Genomic DNA, 22,485 nt, shown 5'->3' with positions numbered 1-22,485 from the left:
AATGGTGGGAGGACCACGAGTGGGGGCGCCGCGGCCGGGACGCCGCGGGCCGGCTCCACCGGAGCCCCGGGGCCTGGCAGTACCTCCAGCAGGGCCCGACGAGCCGCGGGAGGCCGGCAGGTGTCGAGCGCAGCCGAGCAGGAGACGGTGCGGGAGGAGGTGCCGGGCGGGCCGCCCGGCACCCGTTCGGCGGTGGCCGGGGCGGCCGCGGGCCGCCTGGGGCGGGACGGCCGCGGACCGGACACGGCCCGTGGCCGGCCACCGGTGTGGCCGGGGGCGCCGACGCCGCTGGGGGCGCGGTACCGGGTGGGGCCCGACGGGGTCGCGGGGACCAATTTCGCCCTGTGGGCGGGCGGCGCGGAGGGCGTGGAGCTCTGCCTCTTCGACGAGTCGGGCGAGGAGACCCGGCTGCCGCTCACCGAACTGACCCATGAGATCTGGCACGGCTTCGTGCCCGGCGTCGGCCCCGGCCGGCGCTACGGCTACCGGGTGCACGGCCGCTGGGACCCCTGGACGGGTGCGCGCTGGAATCCGGCCAAGCTGCTGCTCGATCCGTACGCCCGCGCGGTCGACGGGGACTTCCGGCTGCCGCCCGAGGTGTACGGGCACGTCCGCGACTGGCCGGAGCAGCACGTCGCCGACACCGTGCGCGACGACCGGGACTCCGCCCCGTACGTGCCCAAGGGGGTCGTGGTCCACGACGACGCGGGCGGCGACGAGTGGATGGACGACCGCAGGCCCAAGACGCCGTGGGCGGACTCGGTCATCTACGAGGTGCACGTACGCGGGTTCACCAAGCGCCACCCCGGCATCCCGGAGGAGCTGCGCGGCACATACGCGGGGCTCGCCCACCCGGCGGCGATCGAGCACCTGGTGCGGCTCGGGGTGACGGCGGTGGAGCTGCTGCCGGTGCACCAGTTCGCGCACGAGGACCATCTGCTGCGGCGCGGGCTCGTCAACTACTGGGGCTACAACTCCATCGGCTACTTCGCCCCGCACGCGGCCTACGCGGCGTCGGGCACCGCGGGCCAGCAGGTCGGCGAGTTCAAGCGGATGGTGCGGGCGCTGCACGCCGCCGGGATCGAGGTCGTCCTCGACGTGGTCTACAACCACACGGCGGAGGCGGGCGAACTGGGGCCGATGCTCTCCCTGCGCGGCATCGACAACCGCGGCTACTACCGACTCCAGCCGGACGCCCGCAGGTACGCGGACTACACGGGGTGCGGCAACACCCTGCATGTGGTGCAGCCGCAGGTGCTGCGGCTCATCACCGACTCGCTGCGCTACTGGGTGACCGAGATGGGCGTCGACGGCTTCCGTTTCGACCTGGCGGCGGCCCTCGCCCGCTCGATGCACGACGTCGACATGCTGTCCCCGTTCCTGGCCGTCATCGCACAGGACCCGGTGCTGCGGCGGGTGAAGCTGATCGCCGAGCCGTGGGACGTGGGCAACGGCGGCTACCAGGTCGGCGCGTTCCCGCCGCTGTGGACCGAGTGGAACGACCGCTACCGCGATGCCGTACGGGACTTCTGGCGCGGCGCCCTGCCCGACGTCCGCGACCTCGGCTACCGGCTGTCCGGCTCCAGCGACCTGTACGCCTGGGGCGGCCGGCGGCCGTACGCGTCGATCAACTTCATCACCGCCCACGACGGCTTCACCCTGCGCGACCTGGTCAGCTACGAGCGCAAGCACAACGAGGCCAACGGCGAGGGCAACCGCGACGGGACGAACGACAACCGGTCCTGGAACTGCGGCGCCGAGGGCGAGAGTGACGACCCGGACATCAACGCGCTGCGCCGCCGGCAGCTGCGCAACCTGCTGACCACGCTGCTGCTGTCGACGGGCGTCCCGATGCTCGTCGCGGGTGACGAGATGGGCCGCACCCAGGGCGGCAGCAACAACGCCTACTGCCAGGACAACGAGGTCAGCTGGCTGGACTGGTCGCTCCTCGACGAGCCCGGCCCGGCGGGTCTGCTGGAGCTCACCCGGCGGCTGCTCGCACTGCGCCACCGCCATCCGGTGCTGCGCAGACGCGCCTTCTTCTCCGGCCGGCCGCAGACGGCGGACGGGCTGCGGGACCTCGCCTGGTTCACCGCCGACGGCAGGGAGATGACGGAGGGCGACTGGTACGCCCGGTCCGCCACCCTCGCCCTGTACCTCTCGGGCCGCGACATCCCCGGCCGCGACGCACGCGGGCAGCAGGTCACCGACGACAGTTTCCTGACGGTGCTGCACGCGGCGGCACAGCCGGTGGACTTCCGTCTGCCGGGCCCGCCGTGGGCGGAGGCGTACGAGCTGGTGGTCGACACCTCGCAGGAGGATCAGGCGGCCCCGCCGGGCACGGTCCACGAGGGGGGTGCGGTGGTGCGGGTGCCGGCCCGGTCCGTGCTCCTGCTGCGGGTGCGGGCGTAGGGCGCTCGTACAGGAGGCGGTTCAGCCGAGGATGCCGCGGTCGTACGCCCGTGCCACCGCGGCGGCACGGTCCTTGGCGCCGAGCTTGGCGAAGGTGTGGGTGAAGGCAGCCCGTCGCGCCGGCCTCGATGGCGGGCAGCGTGTCGGCGTTCGTGTCGTACGTGGTGAGCACCAGGACCCGGGACCGGGCGCCGCGGCGGGCCGGCTCCGCGATGGCCGCCACTCCCCCGCCGCCGGGCATGCGCAGGACCATCAGGACGACATCGGGGTCGAGCCGCAGCGCGAGGTCCACACCCTCCTCCCCGTCGGCGGCCTCGCCCGGGACCCGGAAGCCGGACGCCGACTCGAACATGCCGCGCAGGCCGTCCCGTACGACGGGGTGGTCGTCGACGACGATCAGGCCCGCACTTCACGATCTTCATGCCCCGAAGACTCCCGCGGGGCCGGCGCCCGCGGCATCGCCCATCGCGCTCGAAGCGGCATCGTCCGATCGGTTGACACGGCACTGCGACCTCGGCCGTGGACGGGCGCTGCGCCGGGACGTGCCCCGCGTGCGGGAAGCACCCGGGCCCAGCCGGCACGGCCCCGCCTGATCCGGGGTGGGCCCGGCCGGCCTGGTGGCCGCACGGCGTGGCGGGACGCGGGCCCGCACGGCGTGGCGGGGCTCGGACGGTCGGCCCGGCCCGAACTGCTCCCGCGGAAGTACCGGCCGGTCGCTCCGGGCCACGACAAGCCGAACCGGGTGTGCTCCGCCTGGCGGAAAACCACGTGAGCCGTGTCAGTGGTCACTCGTAGGCTCGCACCTGATGCCCACAACACATTCGGATACCCGGGACCGCTCCGCCGTGCGTTCGCTCCTGCGGCTGTGGCCGTACGTCCGGCCGGTCCGTACGCGTCTGTTCAGCGCCGCCTTCGTCGCCGTCGTGGCCTCGTGCCTGAGCCTCGTCATCCCGCTGGTGCTGAAGTGGATCGTCGACGGGCCGGTCGCCGGCCGCGACCCGGGCGGGGTCTGGTTCGGCGCGCTGCTCCTGCTGGCGCTGGGCATCGCGGAGGCGTTGCTGTTCGGATTCCGGCGGTGGCTGGTGGCCCGGCCGCTCGCCGGCGTCGAAGCGGCGATGCGGGCGGACCTGTTCCGGCATCTGCAGCGCCTCCCGGTGGCCTTCCACGACCGGTGGGCCTCGGGTCAGCTGCTCTCGCGCGGCACCACGGACCTGATGCTGCTGCGGATGTTCCTGGCGTTCCCCCTGACCTTCCTGCTCGTCAACGGCACCACGATCCTCGTCGGGTTCGTCATCCTGCTCGGGCAGGAGTGGACGCTCGGGCTCGTCCTGCTGCTCCCGGTCGTGCCGCTGGTCTTCGTCTGCTCGCTCTTCGAGGCCCGGTACTCCCTGGTCGCCCGGAAGGCGCAGGACCAGGTGGGGGACCTGACGACCGTCGTCGAGGAGAGCGTCCTCGGCATCCGGATCATCAAGGGCTTCGGCCGGCACCGCAGTCAGGCCGAGGCCTTCCGCGCCCTGTCGGAGCGGCTGCGCGGCACCGAACTCGGCAAGGCCCGCCTGCTGGGCAGCGTCTGGGCCCTGATCACGATCATCCCGGAGCTCGCCATCGGCGCGGCGCTGGTGCTGGGCACGATCCAGGTCGCGGACGGCGGCCTCTCCGCCGGCACGCTCGTGGCGTTCCTTTCGACGGCTCTGGCACTGCGCTGGCCGGTCGAGTCGATCGGCTTCCTGCTGGCCATGAGCCAGGAGGCGGCGACCGCGGCGGACCGGTACTTCGAGGTGCTGGACGCGGAGGAGGAGCAGGAGACGTACGACGCCGTCTCGCAGCCGCCGTCCCGGGGCACGGACGGGGGACTGCGCTTCGAGGGCGTCGAGTTCCGCTACCCCGACGCACCCGCGGGCACCGCGCCCGTCCTCGCCCGCATCGACTTGCACGTGCGCCCCGGCGAGACGATGGCCCTCGTCGGCGGCACGGGCAGCGGCAAGACCACGCTCACCGCCCTCGTACCGCGGCTGTACGAGCCGACCGGCGGGCGGATCACGCTCGACGGGCAGGACATCACCACCATGCCGCGCGAGCGGCTGCGGGAGCTGGTGTCGGTCGCCTTCGAGGAGCCGACGCTGTTCTCCGCGAGCGTCGGCGAGAACGTCCTGATGGGCGGCGCGGGCGGCGCCGACGACGCGGAGCTGCACCGCGCCCTGGACATCGCGCAGGCCGGCTTCGTGGACGCCCTGCCGCACGGCGCGGCCACCCAGGTCGGCGAGCAGGGCCTCAGCCTGTCCGGCGGCCAGCGCCAGCGCCTCGCGCTGGCGCGTGCCGTCGTCGGCCGGCCGCGCTTCCTGGTCCTCGACGACCCGCTCTCGGCGCTCGACGTCCACACGGAGGCGCTGGTGGAGGCGGCGCTGCGCCGGGTCCTCGCGGACACCACCGCGCTGGTGGTGGCCCACCGCCCCTCGACGGTGATGCTCGCGGACCGTGTCGCGCTGCTGTCGGGGGGCCGCATCGCCGCAGTGGGCACCCACCACGAACTGCTGCGTACGAACGCGGAGTACGCCTGGCTGATGTCCGGCACGGACGCCGAACGCAGCGCCGCCGAAGGGAACACACCGTGACGACGACGCCCCCGACGACCGCCCAGGACACCCCCGACGGCATCGAGGCCCCCGCCGGTACGGGCGTCGTCCCGGGACGCACCGACGCCCCGGCCCCTGACGACCCGTTCGACAAGGACGCGCTCCCGGCGCCTCCGGGCGCGACCGGGGCGCTGCTGCGCTCGCTGCTCGCGCCCCGACGCGCCCGTGTCGCGCTCGCCGCCGTGCTGCTGCTCCTCCAGCAGGCGGCGGTGCAGTCCGGCCCGCTGCTCGTGGCGTACGCGATCGACCGCGGCGTCCCGGCGTTCCGCGCGCACGACTACGGCCCGCTGATCGCCGTCGGCGTGGGGTACGCGCTGTGCGCGGGGGCCGCGGGCGCGTTCCAGTACGCCTTCATCCGCGCGTCCGCCCGGGTCAACCAGGACGTGCTGCTCGATCTGCGCGGCCGGATCTTCCGTCACGCGCAGGCGCTGAGCGTCGACTTCCACGAGCGGTACACCTCCGGCCGGCTGATCTCCCGCTCGACGACGGATGTCGAGTCGCTGCGCGAGCTGCTGAGCGAGGGGCTGCAGGAGCTCATCGGTGTGGTGCTCGCCTTCGTGTACATCTCGGCGATGCTGCTCTGGCTGGACCTAGGGATCGGCGGCATGGCCGTCGCGTCGTTCGTCCCGCTCTACCTCCTGGTACGGCTCTACCAGCGCCGGGCCCGGGCGGTCTTCATGAACCGCTCCACGGCGATCGCGGCGGTCATCGTCAAGTTCGCGGAGACGATGAACGGCATCCGCCCGGTGCGCGCCTTCCGGCGTGAGCGGGCCAACGACGCCGACTTCCGGGTGCTCAACCACCGCCATGAGCGCCGCAACGGCGACGCGCTGCTGGAGATGGCCCGCTATGTCGTCGGCTCCCGGCTCGTCGCCAACACCGCCGTCGCGGCGATGGTCCTGTGGGGCGCGTACCGGGTCGCGGGGGGCACGCTGGCGCTGGGTGTGCTGGCAGCGGCGGTGCTGTATCTGCGGCGGCTGTACGACCCGATCGACCGGCTCGGGATGTTCCTCAACTCCTACCAGTCGGCGGCCGCTTCGCTGGAGAAGATCGCGGGCCTGCTGGCCCAGACACCGACGGTGCGGGAGGCGCGCGAGCCCCGCGCCCTGCCGGAGCGGGAGTCCGGCAGGCCGGGCCGCGAGGTCGTGTTCGAGCAGGTCCGCTTCGCCTACCGTACGGGCGGGGAGGTGCTGCCCCGCTTCGACCTGACCATCCCGGCCGGGCAGACCGTCGCGGTCGTCGGCTCGACCGGCGCCGGCAAGTCGACGCTGGCCAAGCTGCTGGCCCGCTTCTACGACCCGACCGATGGCCGGGTGCTGCTGGACGGCACCGACCTGCGCGATCTCGCCGTGCCCGAACTGCGGCGCGGAGTGGTGATGGTGACCCAGGAGGCTTTCCTGTTCTCCGGGACGGTCGCGGAGAACATCGCGATCGGGCGGCCGGAGGCGTCCCGGGCGGACATCGAGCAGGCGGCGAAGGCGATCGGCGCCCACGACTTCATCGCTTCCCTGCCCGAGGGGTACGACACGGACGTGCGCAAGCGCGGCGGCCGGATCTCGGCGGGGCAGCGGCAGTTGGTGGCCTTCGCCCGGGCACTGCTCGCCGACCCGGCGGTGCTGATCCTCGACGAGGCGACGAGTTCGCTGGACATTCCCGGCGAGCGGGCGGTGCAGCGGGCGATGGACACGGTCCTGGAGGGCCGTACGGCGGTGGTGATCGCGCACCGGCTGTCGACGGTCGAGATCGCGGACCGGGTGCTGGTGATGGAGCACGGCCGGATCGTCGAGGACGGCGCGCCTGACGAACTGATCGCCGGCGAGGGCCGGTTCGCGGGCCTGCACCGGGCGTGGCGGGACAGCGTGGTCGGCTGAGCCGGGGCGCCGCCGGGACGGGCGGCGCGGCCGGGGCACGGGCGATGCCGCCAGGGAAGCGCCCCGGCACCGGGTCGGCAGTGTCGGTGCAACGGCGCGCCCGCAGCGCGCCGCGCGCGGTGCGGAATGAGCCACACCGGTCGCAGCCGCCCCCACCGGAAGCCCCGTTCCGTTCAACACCGTCTTCACAGAGGCAGACTTCCGTGTGAACTTCCGTTCGCTCTATGGGACAGGCCCGGGCGAATGGACCGCCCACCAGGGCAACGGCCCGCGAAACGTCCGCTTAACGAACATGACCTATCGGGCAACGAACGAATTCCGGCCAACTTCTTGTCGCGCCCCTGACAGAAAGCGTTCACGGCTGTCACTCTTCCTGCGATCCACGCACCACCGCTCCGCATGCTCTGCCCGGCCGGCCCACCCAGCCGACCGGTACCCCCCTCGCAGAAGGAGTCCGCGTGAGACCCACGCATCGCCGGCGCGCCACCGCGACCGGAGCTCTCGTTGCCACTGCCGCCATGCTCGCGGTCGGCTTCCAGACCGGAACCTCCGCCGCCGCCCAGCCGTCGGCCCCCGCCGCGGCGCAGGCGGGCAAGGCCGACCCCGGCGCGCTCCCCAAGAACCTGTCCCCCTCCCAGCGCGCGGAGCTGATACGCGAGGCGTCCGCCACGACGGCCGCCACCGCGAAGGAAATCGGCCTCTCCGCCAAGGAGAAGCTCGTCGTCCGGGACGTCACCCAGGACCGCGACGGCACGACGCACACCCGCTACGAGCGCACCTACGAGGGCCTGCCGGTCCTCGGCGGCGACCTCGTGGTCGCCCAGTCCGCGACGGGTGCGACCGAGGCGGTCACCAAGGCGAACCGCGCCGCCCTGAGGAACGTCGACACCCGCGCCGACGTCGCGCCGGCCACCGCCGAGAAGCAGGCCCTCGGCGTCGCCAGGGCCGAGGGCTCGAAGGACACGGAGGCCGAGCGGGCGCCCCGCAAGGTCGTCTGGATGGGTACGGGCACCCCGACCCTCGCCTACGAGACCGTGGTCGGCGGCCTCCAGCACGACGGCACCCCGAACGAGCTGCACGTCGTGACCGACGCCGCCACCGGCGAGAAGCTCTTCGAGTGGCAGGCGATCCACAACGGCACGGGCAACACCCAGTACAGCGGCCAGGTCACCCTCGGCACGGCCCCGTCGTACACGCTCACCGACACGAACCGCGGCGACCACAAGACGTACAACCTGGGCGGCCGGACCTCCGGCACCGGCACACTCTTCTCCGGGCCGGACGACATCTGGGGCAACGGCTCGCCCTCGAACGCCGAGACGGCGGGCGCCGACGCGCACTACGGCGCGGCCCTCACCTGGGACTACTTCAAGAACGTGCACGGCCGCAGCGGCATCCGCGGTGACGGCGTGGGCGCCTACTCCCGGGTCCACTACGGCAACAACTACGTCAACGCCTTCTGGTCCGACAGCTGCTTCTGCATGACGTACGGCGACGGCGCGAACAACAGCAAGCCGCTGACCTCCATCGACGTGGCGGCGCACGAGATGACGCACGGCATCACCTCCAACACCGCCGGCCTGGTCTACAGCGGCGAGTCCGGCGGCCTCAACGAGGCGACCAGCGACATCTTCGCCGCGGCCGTCGAGTTCAGCGCGAACAACTCCCAGGACGTGGGCGACTACCTCGTCGGCGAGAAGATCGACATCCGCGGCAACGGCACCCCGCTGCGCTACATGGACAAGCCCAGCAGGGACGGCAACTCCAAGGACTACTGGTACTCGGGCATCGGCAACGTCGACGTCCACTACTCCTCGGGCCCGGCGAACCACTGGTTCTACCTGCTCTCCGAGGGCAGCGGCGCCAAGACGATCAACGGCGTCAGCTACGACTCGCCGACCTCCGACGGCCTGCCGGTGACCGGCATCGGCCGCGAGAAGGCCGCACTGATCTGGTACAAGGCGCTCACCACGAAGTTCAACTCCCGTACCGACTACGCGGGTGCCCGTGCCGGCACCCTCGCGGTCGCGACGGAGCTGTACGGAGCGAGCAGCGCCGAGGTCAAGTCCGTCACCGACGCCTGGGCCGGCATCAACGTCGGTTCCCGTCCCGGGGACGGCGGCGGCGACCCGGGCGACGGCACGGTCTTCGAGAACACCGCCGACGTGACCATCCCGGACGCCGGCGCCGCCGTGACCTCGTCCGTCAACGTCACCGGCCGCTCGGGCAACGCCCCGTCCGCCCTCAAGGTCGGCGTGGACATCGTCCACACCTGGCGGGGTGACCTCGTCATCGACCTCCTCGCCCCCGACGGCACCGCGTACCGCCTGAAGAACCCCAGCGGCTCGGACTCCGCGAACGACGTCAAGGAGACCTACACGGTCAACGCCTCGAGCGAGACGGCCAACGGCACCTGGAAGCTGCGGGTGCAGGACGTGGCCCGCTACGACACGGGCTACATCAACAGCTTCAAGCTCACGTTCTGAGGCTGACGCCTCGTATCTGATCCAGGGCGCTGCCCGGGACGCCGTCACGGCTCCCGGGCAGCGCCCTTCCAGCCCCCGGTCAAACCCGGCAACTGCTGACCGACAGTCCAAGGTCAGGAGTCAAGGCCTGCCCCCTCTTTGGGGTGGACCGACACACGGGGCGCGGGAAGTTCGCCGTACGTCGTGTAGCTGCCGTAGCTGTCGCTCTGGGATGTCGCAGCCATGTTGAAGACGGTGCCGAGGATGCGGCTTCCCACGCGTTCCAACGCTTCGGCGGCGGTGCGAACCTGGTCACGACTGGTCTTGGAGGCACGGACGACCAGTAGCGAGCCCTGGGTCAGTGGGGCGAGTCCGACCGTGTCGGCGACCGGCAGCAACGGCGCGGTATCGACGATCACCGCTTCATAAGTGGTTGCGAGCTCACCCAGGACCTCGCCCATTCGCGCCGAGGCCAGCAGCTCGGTGGGGTTGGGAGGCGTAGCGCCGCTGGCGAGCACCGAGAGGCGACTGCCGGCCCGCTGCATGACTTCTTCGACGCGGCTCTGTCCGATGAGCACGGTTGTCAGTCCGGCATCCTCGACAAGACCGAAGGTCTTGGCCACAGTCGGGCGGCGTAGGTCGCAGTCGACCAGGCAGGTGGACACGCCTGCCTCGGCGAGGGAGAGAGCCAGATTCACCGCGGTGTTGGTCTTGCCCTCGCCGGGCAGCGAACTGGTCACCATGATGATCTGGGGGCGGTCGTCGACCTGCGCAAACTGCAGATTCGTGCGCAGCTTGCGGAACGCCTCGGCGCGCCCGGAGTTCCCAGTGACGGCGGCGAGCGGCTGTTTGGGTGCATTCCTGTCGTACGGGATGGATCCGAGGCTGGGCAGCCCGGTGCACTCGCTCAGCGCCTGACTCGTCTTGACAGTGGTATCGAGGGTCTCGCGCAGGACGACGAGTCCGGCACCCAGCAGCAGTCCGCCGAGCACTCCGGCAGTCAGATTGAGCAGCGGGCGTGGCGAGACGGGATCGGCGGGCACAACCGCCGGCTGCGTGACGCCCAACGACACGGGGGAATCAGGCACATCCGGTCCGCCCGGCTCGTATGCTGAGGGTTGCCGGTTCAACTGCGTAGGTCTCTCGAGTCGCTCGACGACGGCGGTAAAACCCGCGGCGACGGCGTTTGCGATCTTGGCGGCACGACTGGGAACGGTGTCCCGGACGGTGATGTTGATGAGCACGGTGTCGAGCGGGGCCTCGGCGGTGACCCTCGATGCCAGCTCCTCCGGTGTCATGCGCAGCTTCAGCTCACGCACCACGGGCTCAGTCACCCGACGGGTCGGGACGATGGCGGCGTAGGACTGCACGCGGGCCTGCGAGAACGTCTGCCCCTGGCTCAGTTGAGCGGTGTCCTCACCAGTGCGGGTGGCGACGAAGAGCTGAGTCCTGGCTTCGTAGACGGGGGTGGTCAGGTTCGTGGCGGCGAGCGCCGTCCCGACCGCGAGAACCAGGCAGACCAGAACGGTCGGCCAGCGTCTGGCAAGAGCCTTCAGGAATCCGTGGAGATCCAACCTGTACCCCATCATAGAACCGAGGAAGCCGCACGAAGATGACGCTTGCTCCCTATTTGCACACTGAAAATAGGGGCTCGAACAACTCAGTCCGGGTAGCCACCCCCATGTCGGCCCGACAAACAGCCCTGGTGGCAGACACGCGTCCGTCGGCGGTCCGGCCCACCGTCTAAAGTGCGTGTGCGCCGAGGCAGAGCGAGCGCTACACCATCTGGTGGCTTCTGAGCAACGCCGCACTGTGCGGCAGTCGTGCGCGCTGATGGTCCGTGTATTCAGTCTTGGTCAAGGCCGTCGCCGCGCCGCCCGGCCCGTACATGACCGAGGAGAGTGAAGAAATGGACTGCTTGCTCGCTCCGAACTGCTCACGGCCCTACGTGAGCTTGTCGCGCTGCGGCGGTCGGCCGACCGACGGGACCCGGGAGCGGCTCTCGCGGCAGCTCGACCGCGGCACCCCGGCCATGACCGGCGCCGCCGTCGCATCCGGGATCCTGCCGCTGATGCTCGGTGTGCCTGGGAAACGGCGCTGCTTCGTCACATCGCGGAACATCGCCGAGACCTCCGACCTCGTCCGGACGCCGGACGGAGGGGGTACCTGTCGTGCCTGAACGCCTGCGAATCGCCGTGGCAGCCGTGCTCTGGGCGGTGCTGCTCACCTCCTGCGCGGCGGGGGACACGATGGAACACACCACGTCCGGCGCGGCCGCCGGGAGCAGGGCAGCGGAGAGCGAGTCGATCTCCGCTGACGACGTCGAGCAGTTGCGGGTCAAGGTGCTCGAGGTTCTTCCGCACGATCCGCAGGCGTTCACCCAGGGACTGGAGATGGCCGGCGACACGCTGTACGAGGGCACCGGCCTGGCTGGTCGGTCCTCGGTGCGGGCGGGCCCGCCCGGCGGGCGCCCGACCGTCCGCACAGCGCTGCCCGCGCCGTTGTTCGGTGAGGGGATCACCGTGCTCGGCCGGAAACTCTGGCAGCTCACGTGGCGGAACCGGATCGCCATCGAACGCGACGCGAGGACGCTGTCGGAGGTGCGTCGTGTCCCGTACCCCGACGAAGGCTGGGGAGTGTGCCACCAGCCGCCCGGGAACCGGCTGGTGACGAGCGACGGATCGTCCCGGTTGACGTTCCGGGACCCCGGGACGCTTGCGCGGACGGGCGACATCGCCGTCACCCAGGGCGGCCGACCGGTGACGAAGCTCAACGAACTGGAGTGCGTCGGCGAGGCCGTGTACGCCAATGTCCTGTCCACTGACCGGATCGTGCGCATCGACTCCGCCACCGGTGTGGTGACGGCGAGCATCGACGCCTCGGGCCTGCTGCGCGAGGACGAAAGCGTGCGCGGATCCGTGCTGAACGGTATCGCGGCCGTTCCCGGCACCAACCAGTTCCTGATCACCGGCAAGTTCTGGCCCAAGACGTTCCGCGTCCTGTTCGTCCCGGCGAAGCGGGGGCCCCGCTGACTCGTCGAGGTGCCGACGACTCGAGCGCACGACGTCCCCGGCCCGAGGGACCGTAACGCCACCCGATGGTCAGTCGTCACACGGACCGTACGGCCGAACCGTGGCGTGCAGCGGACGGACCAGCGGCTGACGCAACACGGTCGGGGGCAGCTCGCTGCGCTGCTCCAGCAGGTGCAGCACCAGGGTACGGGTGGACCCCACGGGCATCTCCAGGTCCAGGATGTACACGGGATGGCCGCGTTCGCCCCCTGAGGCCAACTGCACCGGGCGGCCGTCGAGTGTGGCCTTGGTCAGCGCGGACTGCTTACTGGCGAAGTACGAAACGAGCAGCCGGTTGTCGCCGGGCCGGGTAGGGTAGGGCGGCTCGTCCACCCGCTGGGTGACATACGAGGGCAGCCCCGAGGCCGGTGCCCGGTTGGACAGGCGTACGGTCACGGTGACTTCACGCTCCCCAGCCCTGCACGCGCCCGGTTCCCACACCAGGTGTCGGTCCAGGTAATAGTCCAGTTTGGTGCCCGCCGCGTTGGTCACCACCAGCCCGGCGAGTGGCGCGGGCCCATCCGGCAGGGCACCTCCGAAAGGACGCTTCAGCACCTCACGCTGCTCCTCGGGGTGAGCGCTCCACACCTTGATCCGTCCCTCCTGCAGCTGCTCCCGCAGGGCCTTGAACAGTGGCAGGCGGCGCGCCGGATCGTCCATGGCTCCCATCAGCCGATCGGCGACGGCACGCGCGACGTCGAGGAAGAACGCCTTGCGCTCCTCGATGTTCTTGTACGCCGCATAGCTGGTGCGCTGAGTGAGATCGACCACGTTGGCGCCGGTGACGACCGTCCCGTCGGCCAGCGAGGCGGATCCGGACTGCGCGAGCAGACCGGACAACGCACCGGGGTCGAGCGAGATCGCACCGTCCAGTCGCCGGCCGTTGTGCGCGCGCCAGGCAGCGGTCCAGATGCGGGCGGCGTACGGGAAGTGCGGACTCAGATTCGTGTTGACCCACGTGCTCGTCGGAGCGTTGGGGCCATAAAGGCTGACGTACTCGTCCGGCAGGTCGACCGTGGCACGGATGTCGGACAGTTCGGTGTCATTGCCGAAGTCCTCGAAGCGCAGCCGACCCTCCTTCGCGGTGAGCACCGCGAACGCCCCGGGAAGCCCGCCGGTGCCCCGGGCCTCGGCGGCGTTCTCGAACACCACCAGATAACGCCTCGGCCCGTCCGTTCCGAGCATGGGCGGAATCACCCTGGCCGCCATGGCGGCGTCGTCAGTGGCGGTACTGATCGGACCGAGCTGCTGGGCGAGCCGGGCCCGGGCATTGTCAGCGGCCGACATCCAGGTACTGCGGGGCAACTCGTCGACGTCCGTGCGCACTTCCGAGGCGCTGCGCGCGGCTCGTTTCAGAGCGGGAGCTGCGTGGCGCAGCGCGGCGAGATCGAGATGTCCGACGTCGCCTCCCGCGTCGGCCCCCACGTGGGCAGCGGTGCGCACCAGTGGAGGAAGCACCTCGTGGGTCAGCCGGTCGGAGGCTTCAGCGACACCGCGCACGGTGCGCAGCGGTCCTCCGAGAAGGGGCAGGTGGGCCGCGGAGTACCAGGCCGGCCCGGTGGTGAGGCGGTGCGCCCGGGCTGCGTGTTCCGCAGCCCGGTGCACGGCGGCCTCAACAGTTCGCAGGCGCTGGGCGGAGCCCCGGGGGGGCGAGTCAGCGGCAACCTGCCCGCGCAGAGACTCCAGACTCCGTTGGGCAGCGAGCAGTTCGCTGCGAGCGAGCACACCGGTGACGGCGATCCAGCCGGCTCCGGCCAACAGCAGGACGGCGGCGGCGCACACGGGCAGGAGGACGTGGCGCTGTCGAAGCAGGCGGCCGACAGTACGGAGGTTCGGGCTCTTCAGACGCGGCATTCTCACACGCTGGCCCTAGTAGGCGCCGTTACCGCGCAGCACGGCAGGCAAGGTGCGGAAGAGGATCGCCAAGTCCAGCCGGATGGACCACGTGTCAACGTACTCCAGGTCCAGACGCAGGGCGTCCTCCCATGCCAAGTCGGACCGGCCGCTGATCTGCCACAGCCCGGTCAGTCCCGGCCGGACCTGAAGGCGACGGCGTGCCTTCCCGGTGAACGACGAGTCCTCCACAGGCAGAGGCCGGGGGCCGACCAGGGACATCTGCCCGTTCAGTACGTTGATCAGCTGCGGTAGCTCATCCAGGGAGAAGCGGCGCAACCAGCGCCCGACCGCGGTCACCCGCGGATCGTCGCGGATCTTGAACAGGTGCCCGTCGGCCTCGTTGCGAGCCGCCACGGCCCCGCGCATCCTCTCGGCCCCGACCCGCATCGTGCGCAGCTTGAGGACGTGGAACTCCTCGCCCTGCCAGCCCGTGCGTCGCTGCCGGAAGAGCACGGGGCCCGCAGTGTCGACTTTCACAGCAACGGCCGCCGCCAGGAGAACCGGCGCCAGCACCAGGAGCAGGACACTGGCCCCCATCAGGTCGATGACCCGTTTGGCTGCCAGGCCTCCCCACGCCGCCTGCCGATCCAGGGGCTGCCGATCGTGTGACATCTCTCCAGCGGATACGAGCATTCCATACCCCTTTGTAGGCAGAATGGGTGAAAAGCGATCTGATTCGATGTCATATTCCCGCTCAAGGTCCCCAATCAGCAGATAACTGACCAATGGATGGAAACACGACATCAACCTGAGCTTCAGCAATGACACTGCTACTTGCCGCCTGTCCCCCTGGGGCGCGGCGGCCGAGAGGACACGCATGCGTGCGGTAGTGACGGGCGGGGCCGGCTTCATCGGGTCCCACCTTTGCGAGCGGCTGCTCCATGAGGACCACGAGGTGGTCTGCGTGGACAACTTCCTGACATCCAGCCCCCACAACGTCGAACACCTCAAGGAGAATCGACGCTTCCAGCTGAACGACCGGGACATCACCCATGGGCTCGAGGTGGCGGGCCAGGTGGATGCCGTGTTCCACCTGGCCTCCCCTGCCTCGCCCGCCGACTACCTGCGGCTGCCCCTGGCGACGCTTCGTGTGGGGTCGGTCGGCACCTGGCACGCCCTGGACCTGGCCGCCGCGAAGGGCGCGCGCTTTCTGCTCACCTCGACCTCCGAGTCGTACGGGGACCCGCTGGTCCACCCCCAGCCGGAGAGCTACTGGGGCCACGTCAACCCCGTCGGCCCCCGCTCGGTGTACGACGAGGCGAAGCGCTTCGGGGAGGCGCTGACGATGGCCTACCGCAGATGCCGAGGCGTCGATGCCAAGATCGTGCGCATCTTCAACACGTTCGGCCCGCGGATGCGCGCAGACGACGGGCGGGCCATCCCCACCTTCATCAGCCAGGCACTGCGGGGAGAGCCGATCACGGTCACCGGCGACGGCAGCCAGACCAGGTCGCTGTGCTACGTGGACGACGTGGTCGACGGACTGCTCCGCATGGCGATGAGTGACCACGGCGGTCCGGTCAACCTGGGCAACCCTCATGAGGTGTCCATGCTTGAACTGGCCCAGTGGATCGGCAAGCTGTCCAGGACCACCTCCGACATCGCACTGATCCCACGCCCCCAGGACGACCCGGAACGACGGCGCCCGGACATCACCAAGGCTCGGGAACTGCTGGACTGGGAACCCACGACTCCGGTGGAGCGGGGGCTGTGCGACACGATCACCTACTTCCGCCGCCTGGGTTCCGGGGACTTCACCGAACGCTGGAACGGCCCCATCTCCTCGTCGCCGATCCCTCAAGCCCGCTCATGACGCCCCCGACCAGTGCCCAGCGGGCCCCTGCGGCCCCAGCCGCTCCCGTGGTCGAGTGCCTTGGCGTGCCCATCACGGCGCACACCCGGGAGAACGCGGCCCGCCATGTGCTGCACCTTGCCCGCAGGGTTCGCGAAGCGCGCCATGCCGACGCTGATGCTTCGGAGGCGGCCACCACCCGGCAGGGCAGCGACGTCCATCTCTCGAACGCCTACACGCTCGCGCTTGCGGACCGGGACACCGAACTTCGCAGCCTTCTTCGCTCGGCCTCTCTGAACCTCCCCGACGGTCAGTCAGTCGTCTGGGCCAACCAGCTTCTCCACCGGGGCACAGCGCTGCCGAGCACTCGCGTGTACGGGCCGGACCTGCTGCTGGACGTCTTTGCCCTGAGCCAGAACACCGACGTGCGCCACTACCTCCTCGGCTCCACACCGCAGGTGCTGGACGGGCTTCACCGGGAACTGGTCCGCCGCTTCCCCGGGACGCGGATCGTCGGCACATGCTCTCCTCCGTTCGGCCCGCTGAACGCCGAGGAACTGTGCCGCCAGGCCGAAAACATCCGCACCGCCGGTGCGGACATCGTATGGGTGGGCCTCGGCACCCCCAAGCAGGACCGCTGGACCGCAGACCTGTGTGCCCAACTGCCCGTGGTGGCCGTCGCGGTGGGCGCGGCCTTCGATTTCATCGCGGGCACCAAACGCCAGGCACCGCCCTGGATGCAGAACAACGGGCTGGAATGGTTGTTCCGGCTCGGCCGCGAACCACGTCGTCTGTGGCGGCGGTATCTGTTCGGCAACGCGCGTTTCGTACGCGGGGTGGTACGGCAGGCGGTTCTGACAACGCAGCCGAGCGACGAGTGCGTCAGGTCGCCGATCACCTGAATTCCGGCCGCCGCGTGCGCCGCGGAACATGACATGCCACGTGGAATACCTAAGGTGACTCGCCATGACGACAACTCAGGCCAAGCCCACGATGATGGAGCTGCAGGAGCGCGAGCACGGCCTCGGGCACGACTACGCCGAGGGCTCGCCGCATATTCGCCATCACACGATCCGAGGCCGACTCATCTCCTGCTTGCATACTCTCGTGCGGGAGGTCATCGACCAGCACGGGCGATGCCGAGTACTCGAACTGGGCGCCGGCCACGGCACCTTCACCGATCATCTCCTGGCCGCCGGTGCGCAGGTCACGGTAACGGAGATGAGCGCGCCCAGCGTTCGCATCCTCCAAAGCCGCTACCGCCACAATCCGGATGTCACCGTGATCCACGACCGGGACGGCACCGGCTCCTGGCAGGTCGGGGGTGTCGACGCAGTGGTGTGCATCTCCGTCCTGCATCACATCCCCGACTATCTGGGAACGATCGAAAGGGTGGTAGGTCAGATCGCTCCGGGCGGATCCTTCTTCAGCGCCCAGGATCCTTTGTGGTATCCACGGCGTTCACGGATGTCGATGAACCTCGACCGCAACGCGTACTTTCTGTGGCGCCTGGGGCAGGGTCACCTCCGCCGGGGTCTCGCCACCCGCCTGCGCCGAATCCGTGGCGTGTACGACGACACCAATGAGGCCGACATGGTCGAGTACCACGTCGTCCGCGACGGCGTCGACGAGGAAGCACTGCGTGACCTCCTCGCGCAGAACTTCGAGGCAGTGGAGGTGCAGCGCTACTGGTCCACGCAGTCCGGAGTCCTTCAAACAATCGGAGAGCGGTTCTTTCCTCCGACCACCTTCAATCTGGTGGCTCGGCAACGCAAGTGACGCCGAGCGTTTGACGGATCGGAAGAGAACGCGCCTGAACGACATCACGGGGTGCCGTTGTGACCTACACCATCGCTTTTGTGCACAGCTTCTACGGATCCGGGAGCCCGAGCGGTGAGAACTGCGCCGTACTGGCCCAGTTGGAGGCGCTGAGGCGAGCAGGCCATGACACCCACCTCGTGGCCGCTCACACCGACGAGCTGAGCCGCACACCGCTCTACCCACTTCGGGCCGCGATCACGGTCGCCACGGGGCATGGCCTCACGCCGCTTCCAACGCTTCGACAGCTTCGTCCCGATGTGGTGCACGTGCACAACCTGTTTCCCAATTTCGGGCGCAGGTGGCTGGCTCGTTGGGAAGGCGCAGTGGTCGGCACCCTGCACAACTACCGGGCTCTGTGCGCTTCGGCAACGTTCTACCGCCATGGAGCCACATGCACGCGTTGCCTGGACGGGGACCCTTGGGCCGGGTTGCGGTACGGATGCTATCGAGGCTCGCGAACCGCCACGGTCCCACTCGCGTGGGCAGGCCGTAAGCAGGCTGCAGCCAACCCGCTTCTGCACCATGCCGACAGGCTGGTGGTCCTGTCCGGAACCAGTCGGCAGATGTACCTGAGGGCCGGCATCCCACAGCAGCGGCTCGCTCTGGTGCCCAACTTCACCGCGGAGCCCCCCGAACTTGCCGCTGGTCGCGGATCGGGTTCGTCACCTGCGGAAGAGACGTGCTCGCGGTGGGTCTTCGTGGGACGGATCAGCGAGGAAAAGGGCCTGGTGGAACTCCTTCGCCGGTGGCCGGCGGATGAGCCCCTGGACGTCATCGGCGACGGCCCACTGGCCGAGGAGTGCCGTCGAGTCTCTCCGCCGACGGTGCGCTTCCTGGGTGAACTGCCGCACGATGAACTACGCCGTCGCCTGCCGTCCCAGAAGGGACTGGTCTTCCCCGGCCGCTGCCTGGAAGGGGCGGAACCCCTGGTCTACATCGAGGCTCTGGCCGCAGGGTTGGGGGTGATCGCATTCACCGGTTCCACGGTGGGGGACCTCGTGCGTGAGCAGGGCACGGGGATGACCATCGGCACGGACGAACCTCTGCGGCCCGCACTGCTGCGAGCCTCCGAACACTTCCCCACGCTTCGCACTCATTGCCGGAAAGCGTTCGCGGATCGATACGCGGAAAGCACTTGGACTGCATGCATGGAGAAGGTCTATGCCGCTGCCATCACCCATCGCCGGTCCCGCGTACTCGAATGACGGCGGCGACCAGGTTGCACAACCACGATCAGTGATGGGACGAGATGCCGAAGAGTTCGAAACGCCTGCGACGGATCGCCGTGGTGCAGCCCTATGTCCCCCACTACAGGACGGCCTTCTTCAGTAGTGTGCAAGAACGCCTCGAGGCCGCCGATTGCACCCTGAACGTCCTTCACGGGCCACCGCCGCCCAGCGTTGCGGCACGCCGGGACGCCGCTCGCTGTGCCGGCGCGGTAGAGGTTCCGACCTGGCGCCTGACCGTACCGGGCGGACCGTCTGTGTTCTGGCACGAGGTGCGTCACAGGACGGCCACCGCTGACGTTGTCGTGCTGGAACAGGCGCTTCACAACCTCGAGACGTACTGGCTACTGGCGAGGCGACGGATGAGATCGACCGCGGGCCACTCCCCCCAGGTCGCTCTGTGGGGCCACGGCCGTACTTATACGAAGGGTATGAGCCGCTTCCAGGAAGCGGCCAAGGACGTCGTCACGCGCCGCGCGAACTGGTTCTTCGCCTACACCGAGGGGGGAGCAGCGCACGCGTCGTCTCGCGGCTTCCCCGTCGACCGGATCACCGTCCTGCGCAACTGCGTGGACACCACGGAACTGGCGGTCACACGCAGCCGCGCGGAAATCCCTGGAACACCCGAGCACGCCGAGGCCGCCGAACTCCGCAAGCGCCTGCGCCTTGTGCCCGGACGCACCGCTCTCTTCGTGGGTGGGCTCGACGCTCCGAAGCGAATCCCCCTCCTACTGGATTGCGCCCGCCACCTGGCGGCTGCTCTTCCCGGCTTTCGACTGCTGGTGACCGGAGACGGCGCCGACCGTCATCTGGTGGAGGCCGCATCTGTCGCTGACGGCCCGGTGGTGGCCCTGGGCCATCACTCCGGTAGGCGTGTGGCGCTGCTGGGCGCGGTATCCGACGTCATGTTGATGCCAGGACGAGTAGGCCTGTGCGCGGTCGACTCATTCGCCCTCCGAACACCCGTTGTGACCACCAACTGGCCGTGGCACGCCCCGGAGTTCGAATACCTGGAGAACGGACGCAACGCCGTGGTCACACCGGATGATCCAGCGGCATACGCGGCTGCAGTTCAGGAATTGCTCAACGACCGCCCCCGTCTGGCATCACTCCGCGAAGCATGCCGAAGAGAGTCCGTAAATTACACGATCGACGGCATGGCGGCGCGTTTCTGCAATGGCCTGCTCGAAATGCTCGAGCGGGAAGCGTGAGCGGAGAACGCCGAGTCCAGCGGGCCGGGCGGGCCGAATTTGGGCGCAGACAGAGTGTCCGCTCTATACGCTCGGAGGGTTCATGCCACACTGTCGTCATGTCACTGCCCAAGGAGACCATTAAATTCGCATTGGCTGCGGCGAATCGTCCGGTTGCTCGTTTTCGACTTTCCCGAGCTCTGACGTCGGCGACATCCCCCTGCAAGATCGAGATCGGCGCCCACCGAACGAGACGCCCCGGATGGATCGGCACTGACGTCAGTTGGTGTACGCGCCACTACCTTGATGCGACAGAACGCTGGCCGGTGCCGACTTCATCGGCCAGTCACATCTATGCCGACAATGTGATCGAGCACCTGCGCATGCAGCCCAACAGAAGGCTGTTCCGTGAAGCGTACCGAGCACTCGTCCCTGGCGGAAGAATTCGACTGGCAACGCCGGACGTCGAGTATCTGGTGGAACGCTACACAAAGAGAGACCACGAAATGCGACGCCTCATCGCATTGTCGAACACGAAGAATTATGAAGCCCATCATCCCGTTGACCTGCTCCGTGTCGCCTTTCAGGAGTGCGGCCACCACACTGGATACCTGTGGGACTTCCAGGCACTGCGTGACGAACTGACCCTGGCCGGGTTCACCGACGTCCGCAGGTTCGAACCGAGGCAGAGCGACGATCCTGATCTGAGGGACATGGAGATCCGTGAGGAGTTCGCCCTCGTCGTGGAAGCAGTAGCCGTCAAGAATCCATCCTGGGAACGGTCCACGCAGCAGACGGTCCAGGGCCTCGCTCGTTGACACGCGCCTGAAGGACGAACAGCGGCATCTGGCTGACCCGACGGTCGAGACCTGGCTGCTCGGGTTCAACCCAACGGAGGTCCCGAATGGAACACGGCCGATATGGGCGCAGGAATGTTCACGTTCTGCACGTTCTGAACCGACTGCGGGCCTCGGGAGCCGAGGTGATGCTCCATACGGCCGCCGGGCAGTGGAAGCATCACGGCATCGAGGTGGACGTGCTTGCTGTGGGGCCCGAGCCCGGCCCCTTCGCGGCCGACCTACGAGATGTCGGCTACAGGGTGCTCCACGAGCCGGACCGACAGCTGTTCCGTGTACCGCCACGGCTCGCCCGCCGGGTGCGCGACGGCGGCTACGACGTGGTTCACCTGCACCCCGAGCGAGCCAGCTTCTACTTCGGCCTCGCGGCCCTCAGCGCTGGAGCAGGGGTCGTCCGCACGGTGCACAGCGTCTTCGGATTCGGCGGCATGCTGCGTACACAGCGAAAGCTGCAGCGCCAGGTCCTTCGCCGCATGGGCGTCGTTCACGTAGGCGTGAGCCATGGGGTGACCGACAATGAGAAGCGTCGTTTCGGGAACCCGTCCCAGGTCATTGAGAACTGGTGCAGCAAGGAGTTCACACCCCCGACAAGGCATCAGCGGAACCAGGCCCGGCAAGCCCTGAACCTTCACGACCACGACTTCGTGGTGGTCAGCGTCGGGAATTGCGGGCCGGTCAAGCGCCATGAGGCGATCCTGGAAGCGGTCGCTCAAATCTCCGGGTTGCCGGACTTGGTGTACCTCCACGTGGGAGATGAGGACGGAACCGGCAAGGAGCGACGCCTCGCCGAACAGTTGGGCATCTCACGCCAAGTACAATTCCTGGGAAACAGGCATCCTTTGCAGGCATTGCACGCCGCAGATGTGTTTGTCATGACCTCCGCGTACGAGGGACTCGGGCTGGCTGCTGTCGAAGCGCTCATGACCGGTCTGCCGTTGGTGCTCGCAGATGTTCCCGGACTCAGGGATGTAGCAGGAGCCAGCCCGGCTGCATGGTTGACCGACACCGGCCCCGCGCAGCTTTCCGCCGCCATCGAGAAGGCTGAACATTTCTGCAGGAGCGGGCCTCCTATGGGTGCGGATCAATCATTTGGGGATCGATTTAGCCTGCAGCGGGGCGTAGCCGACTACGCCGAGATCTATCATCGCCTGGTGCGTCCTGGGAGTGCCCATGGCCACCGTTGACGTGTTGATGACATGCAGCCGGCGCGCGCTGCACGATCCCGGGACCGGGGCACGTCCTTCTCCTCGC

At 69.2% G+C, this 22,485-nt stretch carries 16 protein-coding genes and 1 pseudogene; 13 read left to right on the top strand and 4 right to left on the bottom strand.

Features of this window, described 5'->3' with window-relative positions; translation table 11 throughout:
* Window positions 1-120: 120 nt before the first annotated feature.
* Window positions 121-2,412, top strand: a complete 2,292-nt coding sequence (glgX, locus tag OGH68_RS25745; protein WP_413471034.1) for a glycogen debranching protein GlgX — start codon at window positions 121-123, stop codon at window positions 2,410-2,412.
* A 102-nt stretch (window positions 2,413-2,514) separates the two neighbouring features.
* Here the strand turns inward: glgX and OGH68_RS25740 are convergent.
* Window positions 2,515-2,764 (bottom strand): annotated as a pseudogene (locus tag OGH68_RS25740) (response regulator transcription factor); the annotation flags it as partial.
* A gap of 454 nt (window positions 2,765-3,218) precedes the next feature.
* On the opposite strand from OGH68_RS25740, the gene OGH68_RS25735 reads away from it, so the two are divergent.
* From OGH68_RS25735 to OGH68_RS25725, 3 genes are all read left to right on the top strand, one after another.
* Entirely contained in the window at window positions 3,219-5,024 is a 1,806-nt protein-coding gene (locus OGH68_RS25735) for an ABC transporter ATP-binding protein (RefSeq protein WP_264247345.1), read from the top strand.
* Window positions 5,021-6,916 carry an ABC transporter ATP-binding protein gene (locus OGH68_RS25730; protein ID WP_413471033.1) on the top strand — a complete coding sequence of 632 codons (1,896 nt, stop codon included), beginning with the start codon at window positions 5,021-5,023 and terminating at the stop codon, window positions 6,914-6,916. Before OGH68_RS25735 ends, OGH68_RS25730 begins: the two co-directional genes overlap by 4 nt.
* 458 nt (window positions 6,917-7,374) lie before the next feature.
* Window positions 7,375-9,402: a M4 family metallopeptidase gene (locus OGH68_RS25725; protein ID WP_264247343.1), complete on the top strand. Its 2,028-nt coding sequence runs from the start codon at window positions 7,375-7,377 to the stop codon at window positions 9,400-9,402.
* 113 nt (window positions 9,403-9,515) lie between these two features.
* Here the strand turns inward: OGH68_RS25725 and OGH68_RS25720 are convergent, their stop codons facing one another.
* Window positions 9,516-10,955, bottom strand: coding sequence for a polysaccharide biosynthesis tyrosine autokinase (locus OGH68_RS25720; RefSeq protein ID WP_264247342.1), 1,440 nt, complete (start codon window positions 10,953-10,955; stop codon window positions 9,516-9,518).
* A 278-nt stretch (window positions 10,956-11,233) separates the two neighbouring features.
* Between OGH68_RS25720 and OGH68_RS25715 the strand changes: the two genes are divergently transcribed.
* Both OGH68_RS25715 and OGH68_RS25710 read left to right on the top strand, forming a co-directional pair.
* Window positions 11,234-11,560: a hypothetical protein gene (locus tag OGH68_RS25715; RefSeq protein ID WP_264247341.1), complete on the top strand. Its 327-nt coding sequence runs from the start codon at window positions 11,234-11,236 to the stop codon at window positions 11,558-11,560.
* The gene (locus OGH68_RS25710; RefSeq protein WP_264247340.1) at window positions 11,553-12,413 is read left to right on the top strand and encodes a glutaminyl-peptide cyclotransferase; all 861 of its coding nucleotides are present in this window, start codon (window positions 11,553-11,555) and stop codon (window positions 12,411-12,413) included. The genes OGH68_RS25715 and OGH68_RS25710 overlap by 8 nt, the downstream gene beginning before the upstream one ends.
* Before the next feature lie 69 nt (window positions 12,414-12,482).
* Here OGH68_RS25710 and OGH68_RS25705 read toward each other — a convergent pair whose 3' ends face one another.
* Together OGH68_RS25705 and OGH68_RS25700 are read right to left on the bottom strand one after the other, a co-directional pair.
* Window positions 12,483-14,306, bottom strand: a complete 1,824-nt coding sequence (locus OGH68_RS25705) for a DUF4012 domain-containing protein (RefSeq protein WP_264247339.1) — start codon at window positions 14,304-14,306, stop codon at window positions 12,483-12,485.
* Between the two features lie 15 nt (window positions 14,307-14,321).
* Window positions 14,322-15,110, bottom strand: coding sequence for a sugar transferase (locus OGH68_RS25700; RefSeq protein ID WP_264247338.1), 789 nt, complete (start codon window positions 15,108-15,110; stop codon window positions 14,322-14,324).
* 55 nt (window positions 15,111-15,165) lie between these two features.
* Between OGH68_RS25700 and OGH68_RS25695 the strand changes: the two genes are divergently transcribed.
* The 7 genes from OGH68_RS25695 (at window position 15,166) to OGH68_RS25665 (ending at window position 22,418) form a co-directional block, all read left to right on the top strand.
* The gene (locus tag OGH68_RS25695) at window positions 15,166-16,161 is read left to right on the top strand and encodes a UDP-glucuronic acid decarboxylase family protein (RefSeq protein WP_264247336.1); all 996 of its coding nucleotides are present in this window, start codon (window positions 15,166-15,168) and stop codon (window positions 16,159-16,161) included.
* A gap of 65 nt (window positions 16,162-16,226) precedes the next feature.
* Window positions 16,227-17,042 (top strand): WecB/TagA/CpsF family glycosyltransferase, encoded by an 816-nt coding sequence (locus OGH68_RS25690; RefSeq protein ID WP_264247335.1) that lies wholly within the window; start codon window positions 16,227-16,229, stop codon window positions 17,040-17,042.
* 64 nt (window positions 17,043-17,106) lie between these two features.
* Window positions 17,107-17,919, top strand: coding sequence for a class I SAM-dependent methyltransferase (locus OGH68_RS25685; RefSeq protein WP_264247334.1), 813 nt, complete (start codon window positions 17,107-17,109; stop codon window positions 17,917-17,919).
* A gap of 59 nt (window positions 17,920-17,978) precedes the next feature.
* Complete coding sequence (locus OGH68_RS25680) at window positions 17,979-19,166, top strand: glycosyltransferase family 4 protein (RefSeq protein ID WP_264247333.1); 1,188 nt, start codon at window positions 17,979-17,981, stop codon at window positions 19,164-19,166.
* A 452-nt stretch (window positions 19,167-19,618) separates the two neighbouring features.
* On the top strand, window positions 19,619-20,398 hold the full coding sequence (locus OGH68_RS25675; RefSeq protein WP_264247332.1) for a glycosyltransferase: 780 nt from the start codon (window positions 19,619-19,621) through the stop codon (window positions 20,396-20,398).
* Window positions 20,399-20,496: 98 nt separating this feature from the next.
* Window positions 20,497-21,195 (top strand): class I SAM-dependent methyltransferase, encoded by a 699-nt coding sequence (locus OGH68_RS25670; protein ID WP_264247331.1) that lies wholly within the window; start codon window positions 20,497-20,499, stop codon window positions 21,193-21,195.
* 86 nt (window positions 21,196-21,281) lie between these two features.
* Window positions 21,282-22,418, top strand: a complete 1,137-nt coding sequence (locus OGH68_RS25665; RefSeq protein ID WP_264247330.1) for a glycosyltransferase — start codon at window positions 21,282-21,284, stop codon at window positions 22,416-22,418.
* Window positions 22,419-22,485: the final 67 nt, after the last annotated feature.

The sequence above is a fragment of the Streptomyces peucetius genome (genome assembly GCF_025854275.1).
Lineage (GTDB): Bacteria > Actinomycetota > Actinomycetes > Streptomycetales > Streptomycetaceae > Streptomyces > Streptomyces peucetius_A.
This window is presented reverse-complemented; position numbering and strand designations above follow the sequence as displayed.